This window comes from Vibrio rotiferianus CAIM 577 = LMG 21460 (assembly GCF_002741985.1).
In the GTDB taxonomy this organism is placed as follows: domain Bacteria; phylum Pseudomonadota; class Gammaproteobacteria; order Enterobacterales; family Vibrionaceae; genus Vibrio; species Vibrio rotiferianus.
Genome location: NZ_APHW01000104.1, coordinates 135,691 through 150,684 on the forward strand (window position 1 = coordinate 135,691; position 14,994 = coordinate 150,684).

Sequence of the window (14,994 nt, forward strand, 5' to 3'; positions counted from 1 at the left end):
CTATATGCGGTAACAATCTGATAAACTTCTGATCAGGTTGTTGAATATTTGAAGGTGGTTGAATGTCTTTTCCTGTACTCATCTGTGATGACTCAGCGCTCGCGCGCAAACAGATGGCGAGGTCACTGCCTGCAACACTGAATGCAGATATCACTTTTGCCATTCACGGTAAAAACGCGCTAGAAGAACTAGCGCAAAAAGAATTTAAGCTCATGTTTCTTGACCTCACCATGCCTGAGATGGATGGTTTTGAAACACTTGAAGAGATGCGTAGGCTGGGGAACACCACGCCTGTTGTTGTTGTATCGGGGGATATTCAGCCTAAAGCAAAAGAGCGCGTTTTTGCGCTTGGCGCTAAAGCATTTATTCAAAAGCCCATCGGTAAAGACGAGCTAAAAGCAACACTAAAAGAGTTGGTTGAGCCGCCTCAGGTTCCGCAAGTTGTTATGCCTAGCGTTGTTGAGCTGCCAATTTTGCGTAGACGCGATATCTACATGGAGGTGGCCAACGTCTCGATCGGTCGTGCAGCGGATGCTTTGGCTCGCCATTTCGACGTATTTGTTCATCTGCCTTTGCCAAACGTTAATATTTTTGAGCTCAGCGAGCTTCATATGGCGCTAAGAGATTTGGCCTCACATGATAATGTCTCAGGTGTTTGCCAAGGCTTTTGTGGAGAAGGGATCGCCGGAGAGGCCTTAGTTATCTTAAGTGATTCAAGTGTTTCTGATCTGAAGAAACTCATGAAGGTACCTGCTGATAGCGAAGAGCTTGAAGAGCTAGAGCTGCTAATGGATATCTCCAATATCTTAGTCGGGTCATTTTTGAATGGTTTAGGGGAACAAGCGGAAGTTCGTTTCTTCCAGAGCTCTCCTGTTCTTTTGGGTCAGCACATATCAATTGACTCGATTATCGAATCCACGACGGGCGCGTTCAGTAGAACCATGACCTTCGAGGTGAGTTACAATATTGATGGCACTTCAATTCGTTGTGATCTTTTGTTTATGTTTGTCGATGAGTCGCTTCCGCTTCTTGACAACAAACTGTCGTATTTGATGGAGGATTTCTGATGTTGAATCTGCCTGCAGAATTTGAACAGTTCCACTGGATGGTCGACATGGTTCAAAATGTCGACATGGGATTGGTGGTTTTGGACCGAGATTACAATGTTCAAGTGTGGAATGGCTTCATGACTCACCACAGTGGCCTTCAATCTCATGATGCAATTGGTCGCTCGATCTTTGATATTTTCCCAGAGATCCCTCAAGAATGGTTCAAGCTAAAAACGAAGCCGGTTTATGATCTAGGTTGCCGAAGCTTTATTACTTGGCGCCAGCGTCCATATCTTTTCCGTTGTCGTAACGTTCGTCCTGTTACACAACAAGCGGAGTTTATGTATCAGAATGTAACGCTTAACCCAATGCGAACCCCAACTGGGAAGATAAACTCATTATTCCTTTCTATTAATGATGCGACCGCAGAAGCGTTACTCGCTCAACCAAAATAAACACAGAGAAGCCGAGGTTAACCTCGGCTTTTTTGTATACCCTTATAGATAGGGCACACGGTATGCAGATTGATGATATGGACTTTAGTTTAGCGTTGAAACTCTACACCGCAGAGCAAGTGAAAAGCGGAGAGGTGGAGGCTGCTCGCTTGGCGGGCATCTCTATGTATAGCTTGATGCAACGTGCGGGGATGGCGGTATACGAACGCTTTCAAACTCTTTACCCTAGAGCGAAGAAGGTCGTTGTTTTGTGCGGAAAAGGCAATAACGGTGGTGATGGGTATGTCTTTGCGACGCTCGCACAACAAGCACAACTTGATGTTTCAGTCTTTCAAGCCGGAAAAGAAGAAGCACTCAAGGGGGACGCTCAACTCGCTTTCCAAGAATGGGTTCTTAATGATGGCAGGCATTCAGACTGGAATGATTGGGAGGAAGCCCTGTTTGAAGCGGATGTCATTATTGATGCCTTACTAGGCACTGGTCTAAGTGGGGACGTTAAGAAGCCGCTCAGTGAGTACATTGACCAGATCAACCGCATACGATGCCCCGTCATTTCTATTGATATTCCATCAGGTCTTTGCGCCAATACAGGTAATGTATTAGGCCATGCCGTTAAAGCCGACCATACCGTTACATTTATCGGTGTTAAACAAGGACTCTGTACTGGGCAAGCGCGCTCGAACGTCGGGGAGCTTCATTTTGCTGGATTGGGTGTTGAGCGAGAGTTCCAGTCTATCACTGATGAAAGCGCTCTAGGCATTGATCAGAAAATAATTAGTCGGTTGTGGCCAGAAGCGAATCCAACGGCCCATAAAGGTGACAACGGTAAGTTACTGTGCGTGGGTGGTAACCAAGGAATGTCTGGAGCCATCCGATTATGTGCATCAGCGGCAACTCGTACAGGAGCAGGCTTAACGGCCGCCATAACCCATCCGAATTCTTTAATACCTTTACAGGTCGCCTCACCAGAAGTCATGAGCCAGAGTATTACTCTAGAGCAGCTCAAAGATACCGATAACGAACTAGTTAAACGAGCGGAGTGGGCTGATGTTTTAGCCTTTGGCCCAGGTTTTGGCGTGGATGAATGGGCGTATCTGGCTTATGTAATGCTATCTCAGCAACATAAACCCAAGGTGGTTGATGCTGATGGTTTGAACCTTCTCGCGATGCTGAATAAAAATGGTGATGTGACATTTGTACGAGACGAGCAGCGCGTTATGACACCACACCCAGGTGAAGCTGCACGTTTACTCGATGTTTCAACCAAAGAGATAGAACAAAATCGCTTCGCGGCGGTGAAACAACTCCAAGAACACTATGGTGGCGTCATTGTCCTCAAAGGGGCTGGTTCACTGATATATGATGGTGCACGTATGTATGTTTGTTTGGCCGGAAATCCCGGAATGGCTAGTGGAGGGATGGGGGATGTTCTTTCAGGTGTGATAGCAGCGCTATTGGCTAAAGGTTTACCTATCGCAATTGCAGCACGTCTAGGTGTTATTCTCCATAGTAATGCTGCAGACTTAAACGTTGAACAAAATGGTGAAGTCGGACTATTGGCAACTGATGTCATTGAGTCGCTTCGGCATGCAATTAATTCTCAGCGTTTGTAAAAAGTCTTCTTAAAAGCTCAAAAAAGTGACGTTAAGCGTGAAAATTTCGAAGAAAATATTATGGATTAATAGAACGTGAAGAACTCGTTTGGCGTAATTTTAATCGTTTATGCGGGGTTGTACGGTAGTCTGTCATGAATTTTACGCAAAGGTTTGCGCAAAGGATTACCTAAAGATTGATTTTAACTACTTGATATTGCTGATTAAGTTGTGATTTGGAGGTTCTGGAGGGTGTTTTTGATATGCGATTTCCAAGATGGTATCACAAAAAAAATTCAAATATCAGACTTGTAGGAAATAAATCACGGCCTATAATGCTGAAAACCGGAGCGTCTGCCAACGCTCCGGTTTTTTTGTGTCCGAAGAACAGTGAACTCGTCTGCCAACGACTTCACTACGCACTCTGAGGTGACACATATACATATGAATCAAGGAATTACACAATGCGTATCGAACAAGAACTTAAGTTAGGTTTTAAAGATGTACTGTTTCGCCCGAAACGTTCTACCCTGAAAAGCCGTTCTCAAGTAAATTTAACCCGCGATTTTACATTCAAGCATAGTGGCCGTCAATGGTCAGGTGTGCCTGTAATCGCAGCTAACATGGATTCGGTTGGTAGTTTTGCAATGGCGAAGGCACTAGCAGAGCATGGTGTAATGACCGCTGTTCACAAGCACTACACAGTGGAAGACTGGGCAGCGTTTGCAAAATCAGCAGACAAAACAACGCTAAACAATGTAATGGTGTCTACGGGTACATCGGACGCAGACTTCCAAAAAACCAAAGACATTATGGCTCTGTCAGATGAATTCATTTTCATCTGTATCGATATCGCGAATGGTTACTCAGAACATCTGGTTGACTATGTAGAGCGCGTTCGTGCAGAGTTCCCAGACAAAGTCATCTCTGCTGGCAACGTCGTAACTGGTGATATGTGTGAAGAGCTGATCCTAGCCGGAGCAGACATCGTTAAGGTTGGTATTGGCCCTGGTTCTGTATGTACCACACGTGTTAAAACTGGTGTTGGTTACCCGCAACTTTCTGCAATCATCGAGTGTGGCGATGCAGCACATGGTCTTGGCGGTATGATCGTTGGCGACGGTGGCTGTTCATGTGCAGGTGATGTAGCGAAGGCATTCGGCGGCGGCGCTGATTTCGTAATGCTTGGCGGCATGCTGGCTGGTCATGAAGAGTCAGGCGGCGAAGTGATTGAGAACGACGGTGAGAAGTTCATGAAGTTCTACGGCATGTCTTCTAAGAGCGCGATGGACAAGCACTCTGGTGGTGTTGCTGGCTACCGCGCAGCTGAAGGTAAAACCGTACTTCTACCTTACCGCGGCAGTGTTCACGGCACTATCCAAGACATCCTTGGCGGTGTTCGCTCAACATGTACATACGTAGGCGCAGCAAAGCTTAAAGAGCTAACCAAGCGTACTACATTCATCCGCGTACAAGAGCAAGAGAATAACGTATTCGGTAAAGAGTAAGTCGGCTGAATATCGAAAGCTGTTGATACAATTATAAAATGATATTGCCTCTTCATGGCTTAAACTCCTGCGAGTTTATGACTTTTCATGAAGAGGCGATTTTTATCTTCTCTGCTGCCCCTTCTCAAAGCTACCTTCTGTTTATATTCCTAGCCTGTATGGCTTCTACATGCATAAAGCGCAATCGACACACTTCTGTTAATGACTTTCAGTTTCAATTTAGTGTGCATAAATATGTACAGTGAGAAGTAAACTCTTTCAAGCTCCGAGTAAGTCTGAACTTAAAATTCAAACCACCAAGTTGCACCAAAATTAGAGTTTTCTGTGTAGAAACATACCTGCACCAGAACCATATTCGAGGCTCTCATACTTACGGGGTGGTGCGTTGTAAAGGAGCTGGCTTGTCGCTGTATTTATATTTTCCTCGCCCCCCCCAAATTTGTTGAATAGTAGAAAGTGAGCTCCATTTTGTTCTTGTTTTTTTAAATCATTTTTCCAATGAGTGAAGGTACCCTTTTTAATTATGTATAGAGTTGCAATCTAATTTTCCAATGCCATGTCTGATTTAATAGTTGTTAATGCTATACGTTTTTTGTCTAAATTATGTGGCACCATGACTCTACTAGGCTTGGTGTTTCAGGATTTTACACGAGCTACGCAATCCTGTTGCTTACATTTTAAAAAGTTGTAAGGCGTTAATCTAACTTAAACCTGGAAAGGATGTACAAGTGTAAATTCCCGCCCAATACTCGATTTTGTGTCTAGTGCTGGACATTGTTATATATGCGGTTCTTTAAATGTGATTGAACTTGATTATTCGCATTCTTATGGCGACCTTTGCGGAGGTGATAGTTTGCTGGTTGAAACTTGTCAGCGGCTCACTCGTTTTTAGTCGCCAGATAGGGTTGAGTCTTTGGTTTAAACAAACTATTTAAAGTTCTGATTTTGGCATGGAGAATATTTTGAAAGATTATCAAGTGTATCTATTTGATATGGATGGGACGTTAGTGAATTCAGAGCCGCTGAAAGGAAAGGCGCTGGCTCTAGCTTGTGCGGATTATGGTTCCGAGGTTGATTTCAATATTTATAAGGACGTGATGGGCGAAAGCTGGTCTGTAGTGACCGGACATTTCTTTGAAGCGGCATCGATTAATCCAATGTTAGAAGAGTTTAATTCCCATTTTCGCACTCACTACGAGCGTCTTTTATCAGATAACTTGGAGTTAAATACAGGCGCAAAAGAGTATATTGAACAATTAAACAAGACAGGGAAAACATGTGGTGTTGTTAGCTCAGCGGCAACATGGATGGTGGACAACATCCTCGAGACGTTAAATCTTACAGAAGCTTTCGAAATTGTCATTACTCAAGAGCATGTGACCAAGCATAAACCCGATCCTGAAGCTTATAATTTAGCTTTGTCACAGCTAAATGCCTCTCCAGAGAGTACGTTGATTTTTGAAGACTCGACTGCTGGGATTTTGGCTGGTAAATCAATCGGTTGTGAAGTTGTCGCGATTAAGCATGAGTTTAATAGCAAAAATGACATGAGTGCAGCTTCTAAAGTAATTGAAGCCTACGATGAAATGTTAGTACAACAATAAGCTTGAGAGTGATTCACAACGCTCGGCATTTTATTCTCAATATCCAAATATTGATGCGTGAGTTTGTTTCGGTACAAGGAGGGAAGTTTGAATCAAGAAGCATACTGGGATGAACAGTTTAAAGAAAGTGCCTGTATTTGGGGAAATAAACCAAGTATTACTGCAGATATAGCTCTATCTCATTTCAAAGAAAACCAAGTGCATAGCATCTTAATTCCCGGTGTGGGGTATGGTAGAAATAGTAAGCTGTTTACTTCTAATGGGTTCGATGTAACTGGCGTAGAGATATCATCAACGGCTTGTAACTTAGCCCGTAATTATGACCCACGAATAAATTTATTTCATGGTTCGATTTTTGATGTAGAGCTACCAGAAGAAAAATATGACGCCATTTTTTTCTTTGATGTACTCCATTTGTTTCTAGAGAAAGAACGCAGCAGCTTCATCGATAAATGCAGTCGCTTTGTAAGACCGAATGGCTATATGTTTTTTACCGCGCTGTCGGAAAATGATGATTACTTTGGGTGTGGGACAGAAGTAGAAGCAGCTACTTTTGAGGTGAAAGCTGGAAAGTACATACATTTTTTCACAGAACCGGATCTAACGAATAGTTTCCGGCAGTTTACGAAACTTGAAGGTGGTCAAGTCATCGACAGTGCCAGTCATGCTAAGCACGGACAAAAAGCATATGAAGTCAGATATATTTTCGTTCAGAAGTGTTAGCAGGAATCGCATGGTGCTCAGAGGTAGGTGATGGACACGACGCTGAATCAGCGTAATAGTATAAATTGGCACCACTTTGGCTGTTTAGTAAAGCGTTATGTGTGCATGATATAAATCTGGGAGCGATAATGAACAACTTGTTCACCTATATATTGGCGATGAATGAAGGCTCCGACTGTTTGACGTCCGCAGAGGAGACAAATAGAGCCCAAACCTTGGAAGAAGACGGTATTGTTACCGAAAGTAGTGAGTTAATCGCAAAGTTTATCAACGGTGTTACGATAAGAAAGTTAACTGAACTCGAATCATCAGCTCACTTCTCGGAGGTCGTTTGTGAGGAGTGCTGGATTTCATATGAGATGATAGATCAGCCTAGCACGATAAATATTAAACCGAAGAAAAAGAGCTTTACGAATAAGTGCCAAGAGGCGTTTTGGCTAAAAATCAAGAAGGTACAGTCGAATATAGCATGAAACAGTTAATCTAGATTGGAGAGGCTTTAGCTTAGTTTAGTTTTGCTAAGCGTTAACTATAGGCACGACAATAATCGAATCTATAGAATCGAGAAGGTATCTGTACCGAATGTTTGGACTGAATTAATACATGTCTATCATAGTTTGGAGTGTTGTGGTGTTGGGCATTTTAACTCCGCTGCCATCATTTGACCGTGACTTTCCTTAGCAATACCGCCCATTAGTGCGGGCGGCATAGTGTTGTATGAATGTGGTTAAAGTGTTGTCCTTAATCTTTCATAAAATTGAATCGAATAGACTCGCCATATTGACCGTTCTTTTTATCTCGATACTCCAAATGAATGAAGTAGGGTTGGCCAGTAACGAAGCGACTGTCGTTATTGAAGCTGAGAACATATTTTGGGTTTGTAGAAACACCGTCTAGCTCATTAATACAACGAGTGGTTCCTCCAAACTGATAAGAGTCAAGCCCGGTGATTCGTTTTAAATCAAATATAGGCTCAAGTTGTTCACATGTGACCTTATCGTCAAAAGCTAGCTGAACATAGTTATCGCCCACTTCAGTATTGATGTTGGTTTGGACCATATTGTCACCGGTAGGGACAGAATAAGCTAAGGCTTGATTATTTGAGTCAATATTTAAACGACGCTCAACTTCAGACTTATCACGATAAAACATGCGTACGTCGTGGTTGTCTTGACCTAGATAGTGGTCAATAGTCACTGCGTAAGCGGTTCCATTCGGTGTTTCTTGGCTGTATCGAACAGTATATTGTTTTGTTCTGAACATTACTGATTCATTTAGCGTTGTCAGGTTTACCTCTTCATAAGAGGTCCAACCTATCGTTTGTGACTCTGCTTGATTACAACCGTGATAGTCGTATACATCTGCAAGTGTTTGAATCACTTTCCCGTTTGCAAACTCAATATATGAACAATAGTTCTTAACAATACCATCGTCTTCTGTCTCTTCAATATAGTACCATCGCTCTCCAACCAACGGGTTTGATTCTAGCAGGAGACCATTTCTCACTTTTGGTAACAAAACATCAACTTGTGCTGTTGTGAAATTGTGGCCGTCTGAAGCCGTGATGACGAGATTATGTTGAATGCCATCTTCAGAAAATGAACGAACAGGTATGCCTGATATAACGAGGCGTCCGTTTTCTGTGTGTGCTTTTAGCCCCAAATCAATCAAACTGCCAGAGACCGAGTAGGTTAATGGGTCATTTTCAGCATCAGAAAACCACTGGCTTACATCGATCTCTTGTTGAAATTCTTGGCCTTTTTCTAAAGTCCAATAGCTGTCAATTTGCTGTTGGATCTCAGAGCGTGCATTTTCACTGACTTTAGGCGCAGAATTGGATGAAGAAGTACGGATAGAAAACAGCGAGAATGTAGATCCAACTTTATTTCCTTGGGCGTCGACATCTGTGGCAATAAGGAAGAAATCATTGAACTCAGCTTTGAATACTTCATCAGAATACACGATAAGTGTTGAGCCATCCTCTTCAATACGTACTTTCAATCGGTTGGTGAAGCTTAGTTCTTGTTTTAGACCTTGGGCCCAACCGTCCATCAAAGAGTAAACAACGGTTTGCCCTATTTGATCAGGATCAACATACAAAGGAGCCGATTCACCATCGATAGTTATTGCATTTAGATCAACAGTAAAAAAGACGCCCGAATCGCCTGTCGAAATATCACCAATTTGTTGCCACTGTGTATAGAGTGAATCCCAAGCATTTTTGTTGTACACGAGTTGAGAGTTACCAATCACAGGAGTAGAAAGGTCACCATCAATCGTAGGACGTGTGTTTGGGTTGCTCAGTTGTGATTGCTCCATCTGTTTCACTATGAGAGCGCCTTCCTCTATGAAGTTTCGCCAATCTTTCACGACCGTTTCCGGTGTGCGTGCCATTGCATCGGCAATTAGCTGCGCCAGTTTGTGTTGCTCACTGTGTAACTCATTAATGTAGTTTGCCATTACGTCAAACGTCAAACCTTGGGCTTCGAGCTGCTCTTTTAGGGTGCTCTCTGCGCTTTCAATATCGCTATCTTCGCGCTGGATGATCCCGGAAAGCAAATGAGTATAGGGCGAAATGATATCTATCCCTGTAGGTGCGACTAGTGTCAGTTCTTTTGCCATTGGTTGATTGGGAAAATCCATATCAACAGTGGTAACGCCACTGTATTTGGCATCTTGCAGAGCCATATTCAAGCTAGTGGTAGAGCCCGGTACTAAAGTAACAACCCCTATGCGGTCGGTATCTTTAGCTTGTACTAACGCGGTGCCTTGCTGGTCAGTCAAACCAAGCAACGGTTCTCCTTTATCCCACGTCAAATTGTTGTTTTTGTCATTGAATATGGCTGCATTGTAAAGCAGGCCATCAATCGCGGTAATCTGTCGAGTTGAATCTACTTGAGGTGAGGTCGTACTGCCACCTTCAGAGCCTCCGCCGCATGCAACAATAGAAGCAATTGTTACAGTGATGAGAGAGGTTCTAACCAACGTTTCCATAAAGTCACCTTATCCTTCTTGATTGAGTTGTTAGAACTTGAGTCACCGTTAATCGTCGATGCCGGTTCTAATGAAGGTTACTTTAAGGGAGGGTGCAGCAATGCTTGCTTAAAACAAATTTGTTTAAGTTATTGAAGTGGCAAGACTAATTGATTTTAAGACGACTAGCGTTCTTTTGGAGCAATTTTGGTGATGGAATATTCTGTCAGTTTTGCATCGCATTGGTTCATTTGATGAGCAGTCAACTCACGACCACGAAGGTGTTCAGGCAGGGTTAGAGATAAGTGAATATAGCGTGCTCCGACACAACACACTTGTTCAGCTAAATGGATAGGAAGGGTGCCAATCACGATATCACAGGGCTTTATATCATCAATAACTAGGTGCGATTCGAATCGGTCAATATTGAGGGACTGATTCAAAGCCCATGCTTTTGCTCCTGGATGTCGAGTGATAAACCAACGCACGGCGTTACTCCTAGAGTTTACAAAAGAGAGCCTCGCGGCAACGGAATATTAGTTTGACCCTATTTTATGGCCTGCAAACCATATACCAAGGCACGTCATAAACCACCCATCTCAAGGAATTTCTTGATGCATAAACTTTTGTCTTAATCCCGTTATAACCGGGCACGTCATAAACACTTTGTAACGTTCAACTTCACAGAAGTACAGTGTCTTAATCTCGTTATAACCGGGCACGTCATAAACACAGTTTGGTCAAACTGTCTCTATCTCTCTTCAGTCTTAATCCCGTTATAACCGGGCACGTCATAAAGCAGAAAACACAATTTATAAATATTGTGAAAATGGTCTTAATCCCGTTATAACCGGGCACTTCATAAACGAACACCAACGTTTAAGAACGAGATGTCAATTTCGTCTTAATCCTGTTATAACCGGGCACTTCATAAACTTCACTGCACTAAAAGGCGATTTAGATGGTATTATTGTCTTAATCCCGTTATAACCGGGCACTTCATAAACAAAAGCTTCATTGCCAGAAGGCATTGACGCACAGTCTTAATCCCGTTATAACCGGGCACTTCATAAACCTATCTCTTGTTGCTATCGCTGTAGTTGCTTACGTCTTAATCCCGTTATAACCGGGCACTTCATAAACTGTACCCTCTATAGGGGCTATTCTACAAGGGCTACGGAGGTGCTCTGCTTCAAATTTTGAGAAGAAATATAAATATTTAATAAAGTTGGTTAGAATTGCACAGTTATGCTCATTGGTAGACATTGCATGAACCTATCTATTTGTTTTTTAAAGCGTGCTTATTTTAGCTCGGTTATTCAGTATGTGTATGGAACATTAATTTACAGCAACGTGAATTTAGTCATCAATGATATAAAGTGCTTCAGGCCAGTATACTTTTCCTTTTCCATCGGCATATCTACATAGCGCATCCTTACCACAGATCGGGTAGTAAAGAACCTTATCTGTAGGTTCAATAAGCTTTGCCAATTTGGTTTGTACTTGCCGTAATTGTTGTCTTTTTAATAAGCATTCGAACACGCTAAACTGGGTTCGATGACCAAATCCTTCCAGCACTTTTACGGCTCTTCTGCGTCTTTTAGTTTCGGAGATGTCAAAACTAATCACCCACAACATTCAACCTCCTAATCAATAATATCGTAAGGACTCGCTTGCCAAGCGATCATTGCACCTTGAGTTGCTCTTCGGCGTAAGCAATGAACACAGAGTCTAAAGTAATTTACCTTATCCCCTTCTTCGAGCCACTGATTGACTTCTACCCTCAGTTTGATCAGTTCAGCACTTGATAATTTGCACTCAAATACGCTGTACTGTACCCGTTCACCATACCCAAGTAGTGCTTTTTCAATGCGATATCGAGTTTTCCGTCCACTGATGTCGTAGCAAATTAGGTAGTGTTGGTTAGTCATTATCGGATCCTCTGCTGAGTAAGCGTCCATTGGCCAGAAAGCAGCTGTTGCCTGAGCTCGAGCACTTGAAGATCGATAAGCCGGCGAATATCCGCCTTTACTTTTAATGTCGGGTGTTGATATTGCTTGAGTAACCGCTGTTCAAGAGATTGAATAAAGACCCTTCGTCCCTCTTTATTCAGCCATGCCCCTTTACTAGACACTTCGAATTGGTCGGGAGTAATAAGTTGTTTGTTCGCAAGCTGCAATACCAGTTCATCTACAACCCATGGTCGATAACCTTCCATTATGTCAAGAACCAAAGCGGGCTGCTTTGGCTGACTTCCATGTAAATATCCCAAATGTGGTAGCAGGCCACGAGCTTCGACTAATGCTCTAACATTGTGAAATAAAAGGGTGTACCCATATGAAAGCATTGCGTTTATTGGGTCTTTGGGAGGCTGGCGGTTTCGGTTTGTAAAGCCCCAAGCATTATCAAATTGTTTGCGATACCATTGGAAAAACTCTCTAGCTGCAGCGCCTTCCGTTCCGCGCATACTAGCAACGCTTTTTTGATGTTCGAGCTGGTCTCGAAGCTGCACAACTCGTTTTTCTGTAGGCTTATCCCGTTGCCGTTTGTGAGTATGTCTCCTCATGACCCCAAGACAATTGTTGATCTTGCTTCTTAGAAAGAAGACGAACCAGAGACAAGCGAGTTTCCTGAGTTGTTCTGCTGATTACCTGTGCTTGAGTTAACATGGGATCACCTTGAAACGGCGCAGATAAGCAGCCTAAGTATTGGCCTGATTGAGTTAACCATACAACGCAAATATCGTTTTCTAAACAGAAGCGTTGCACTGATGTTGTAAGGTGGACTGCACCAAAACATAACAGCATATCAATGCTGTTGGCAGGGATGGATTGAATTGGCTTACCTTGCGAAAATACGTTTAATCTATTGCCTCGCTTATGAATAGCAGCCCCCTGTTTGTGAATATACACCAATTTTAACCTTGCAATATGGTTGAGAGAAAGGCGTTCAATTCGTGCGTTATCGGGTTCTATGGGTAATATGGAGTCGTCATCGAAAATGGCAGACTGTAGTGTGCGTAGAGCCGGAGGGAGCGCCGAATGCCATAGCATTTGGTTGAGGAACTGATCTTCTTTATTGTCGATGGGCATTGCATCATCTTCACCTAGCTCAAGTTCATACCTTCCTGTGTTTACCAGTGCTTTCTCTGTATGAGCTTTAAGTGGGAGTACCATATTATCAAGGAAAGTCACCCCCAGAAATGTAAAACCATCTTGAAAGGATACAACCTTTGTTTTTTCACAGTTTAAGGTCAGTTTTAGTTGGTTGAGGTAATCGGTAACAAATGCCAAACAAGATTGAGCTCGATCTTCATTGGGCAGCAAAATCACAAAATCGTCAGCATACCGAATGATCTGTTCTCCTCTATCAAGTAAGGCTTCATCGAATCCATCAAGGTATAGATTTGCCAATAACGGTGATAATGGCGAACCTTGAGGGATTCCTACTCCTATCTCAGCGCCAAAGTAGAGGTGTCCATCGGCTTGCTGTTGTGATAGTAAAGTGTCAGTGATTGCACTAACCCAATCGCTCGGAAGGTGGCGATTCAATAACTCGGTTAGTTTTATGTGACAAATATTGTCAAAGTAACCTTGTATATCTGCATCAATAACTGTGGAGTAGCCTTGGTCGCGTAGCTGCTCAATATGGCGAATCGCGTGCGTATAGGAACGATTTGGTCGGTAACCGTAACTGATGTGTTCAAATTCAGCTTCAAAGATATTTAGGAGTTTCTGAGCAAGCGCCGAGTGTAATATTCGATCTCTTACGGTTGGTACCGCGAGTTCTCGCGGTTTCTTGTTTGCTTTTTCAATGGTTATGTTTCGGTAACGATAGGGCTTATACCGATTGTTTTTCCAGTCATAGTGAAGCTGACGCAATTGTGTATCAAGATCGCTCGCAAACTCTTTAATTGATATGCCATCAGCCCCAGAGGTTCCTTTGTTTGAAGCAACCTTCTTCCAGCTGACCATTAAGTCATCCATACTGATTTCTATTGCCATTCAACACTTCTCCAAGCCAATAATTCTCACCTCGATTCTCCGTTTTAAACTAGAACCGTTGAGGTCGACCAATAATGAGTAACTTTGCTTGTTGCACCGCAAACATTGATGCTTTTATTTGGTTAGGTTGTTGGCTTATTTCTCTAGCTGAAGGAAGAACCACAAATAAAACAATAGGGGAAATATTGAGTTTCTTGTCGCGAAGTTGGTTGCTATCAAGAGTGTACACGTTGAGTCTTATGCTCAATACTAGGCTATCGCTTGATGCTAATCGACCGAAAAAGGTGCCTAATTCATGGACGCTACCATCTATCGTATCAAGTGAATGTTCCGAACTTGCAGGCAATTTAGCTTCGTAACTGATTCGATTGCGCTGATCATCATAGTCGTTGATGGCACTTTTCATTGTGTATTGACCAGAAACAAACGGCATTCCTTCAATCTTTCCTTTTTTACGAGAGGTCGCTTTCGTGCAATCGCTTGCCTCTTGTTGACGATGTCGAAATCGGTACTCAGCACAGGTAAATTCCGAAATCAGAGGCGTTAATGTATGTATCAATGACGATGCACTGAGCCGTCTGTATATGTAGCCTTCTTCAAAGGCTTGTTGTGGCATGATGAGGTTCCAATCACTTGCGATGGCAATTCTATCGTTTATAGAAATTGCGCTGCTTTGTTCCACTGCTGTTGTGAGCGGATGGTTAGATTGATTATAGGTTTGCTGACTGTGTGGGACCTTTATGTAAGCGAGTCGAGGATAGTTTCCTGCATTATATGCTGATACTGGAAAAGTAAATCCGATAATAAATAACAATAATAAAAGCTTATGCAACGATCTTGGGGTGCTAATCATAATTGTGCCTCGTGACTTTGGTTAAGAAATAACGAGTTATCTTTGGTTAGTTACTCGCTATTTCTTCACAATAGAGTACCGATACGGAGTTTAGAGTTGTGTTTGGCAATGCTTACATAGTGTGGCTTCCACCTTGACTAACTCACTACACTTTGGGCAACGTTTTACTTGGCCAGAATCAATCGCGCGCCTCTCTACATTCGTGTTATTAGGTTGAATGACCAATACGATTA

14 protein-coding genes are annotated in these 14,994 nt (G+C 42.8%); 7 read left to right on the forward strand and 7 right to left on the reverse strand.

Annotated elements, in window-relative coordinates; all coding sequences use genetic code 11:
• The first annotated feature begins 62 nt into the window (after positions 1–62).
• The 7 genes from B853_RS20310 (at position 63) to B853_RS20340 (ending at position 7,404) form a co-directional block, all read left to right on the forward strand.
• Positions 63–1,067 (forward strand): response regulator, encoded by a 1,005-nt coding sequence (locus B853_RS20310; RefSeq protein WP_010451325.1) that lies wholly within the window; start codon positions 63–65, stop codon positions 1,065–1,067.
• The gene (locus B853_RS20315; protein WP_010451326.1) at positions 1,067–1,504 is read left to right on the forward strand and encodes a PAS domain-containing protein; all 438 of its coding nucleotides are present in this window, start codon (positions 1,067–1,069) and stop codon (positions 1,502–1,504) included. The genes B853_RS20310 and B853_RS20315 overlap by 1 nt, the downstream gene beginning before the upstream one ends.
• A gap of 77 nt (positions 1,505–1,581) precedes the next feature.
• Entirely contained in the window at positions 1,582–3,117 is a 1,536-nt protein-coding gene (locus B853_RS20320; RefSeq protein ID WP_038886007.1) for a bifunctional ADP-dependent NAD(P)H-hydrate dehydratase/NAD(P)H-hydrate epimerase, read from the forward strand.
• Positions 3,118–3,560: 443 nt separating this feature from the next.
• Entirely contained in the window at positions 3,561–4,604 is a 1,044-nt protein-coding gene (locus B853_RS20325) for a GMP reductase (RefSeq protein ID WP_038885997.1), read from the forward strand.
• Positions 4,605–5,554: 950 nt separating this feature from the next.
• The gene (locus tag B853_RS20330; protein ID WP_038885999.1) at positions 5,555–6,208 is read left to right on the forward strand and encodes an HAD family hydrolase; all 654 of its coding nucleotides are present in this window, start codon (positions 5,555–5,557) and stop codon (positions 6,206–6,208) included.
• 87 nt (positions 6,209–6,295) lie between these two features.
• Positions 6,296–6,931, forward strand: coding sequence for a class I SAM-dependent methyltransferase (locus tag B853_RS20335; protein ID WP_038886001.1), 636 nt, complete (start codon positions 6,296–6,298; stop codon positions 6,929–6,931).
• Between the two features lie 128 nt (positions 6,932–7,059).
• Positions 7,060–7,404 carry a hypothetical protein gene (locus B853_RS20340; protein WP_038886002.1) on the forward strand — a complete coding sequence of 115 codons (345 nt, stop codon included), beginning with the start codon at positions 7,060–7,062 and terminating at the stop codon, positions 7,402–7,404.
• A 268-nt stretch (positions 7,405–7,672) separates the two neighbouring features.
• Here the strand turns inward: B853_RS20340 and B853_RS20345 are convergent, their stop codons facing one another.
• The 7 genes from B853_RS20345 to B853_RS20375 form a co-directional block, all read right to left on the reverse strand.
• A complete protein-coding gene (locus tag B853_RS20345; RefSeq protein ID WP_038886004.1) occupies positions 7,673–9,925 on the reverse strand; it encodes a hypothetical protein in 2,253 nt (750 codons plus the stop codon).
• Positions 9,926–10,089: 164 nt separating this feature from the next.
• Complete coding sequence (csx16, locus tag B853_RS20350) at positions 10,090–10,392, reverse strand: CRISPR-associated protein Csx16 (protein ID WP_038886005.1); 303 nt, start codon at positions 10,390–10,392, stop codon at positions 10,090–10,092.
• 871 nt (positions 10,393–11,263) lie between these two features.
• The gene (cas2, locus tag B853_RS20355; protein WP_038884988.1) at positions 11,264–11,542 is read right to left on the reverse strand and encodes a CRISPR-associated endonuclease Cas2; all 279 of its coding nucleotides are present in this window, start codon (positions 11,540–11,542) and stop codon (positions 11,264–11,266) included.
• Positions 11,543–11,550: 8 nt separating this feature from the next.
• The gene (gene cas2 / locus B853_RS20360) at positions 11,551–11,835 is read right to left on the reverse strand and encodes a CRISPR-associated endonuclease Cas2 (protein WP_038884986.1); all 285 of its coding nucleotides are present in this window, start codon (positions 11,833–11,835) and stop codon (positions 11,551–11,553) included.
• Positions 11,835–12,470: a CRISPR-associated endonuclease Cas1 gene (gene cas1 / locus B853_RS20365; RefSeq protein WP_128826989.1), complete on the reverse strand. Its 636-nt coding sequence runs from the start codon at positions 12,468–12,470 to the stop codon at positions 11,835–11,837. Before cas1 ends, cas2 (B853_RS20360) begins: the two co-directional genes overlap by 1 nt.
• Entirely contained in the window at positions 12,436–13,908 is a 1,473-nt protein-coding gene (locus B853_RS20370; protein WP_128826990.1) for a reverse transcriptase domain-containing protein, read from the reverse strand. Before B853_RS20370 ends, cas1 begins: the two co-directional genes overlap by 35 nt.
• Positions 13,909–13,957: 49 nt before the next feature.
• Positions 13,958–14,761, reverse strand: a complete 804-nt coding sequence (locus tag B853_RS20375; RefSeq protein ID WP_050568964.1) for a hypothetical protein — start codon at positions 14,759–14,761, stop codon at positions 13,958–13,960.
• Positions 14,762–14,994 lie beyond the last annotated feature (233 nt).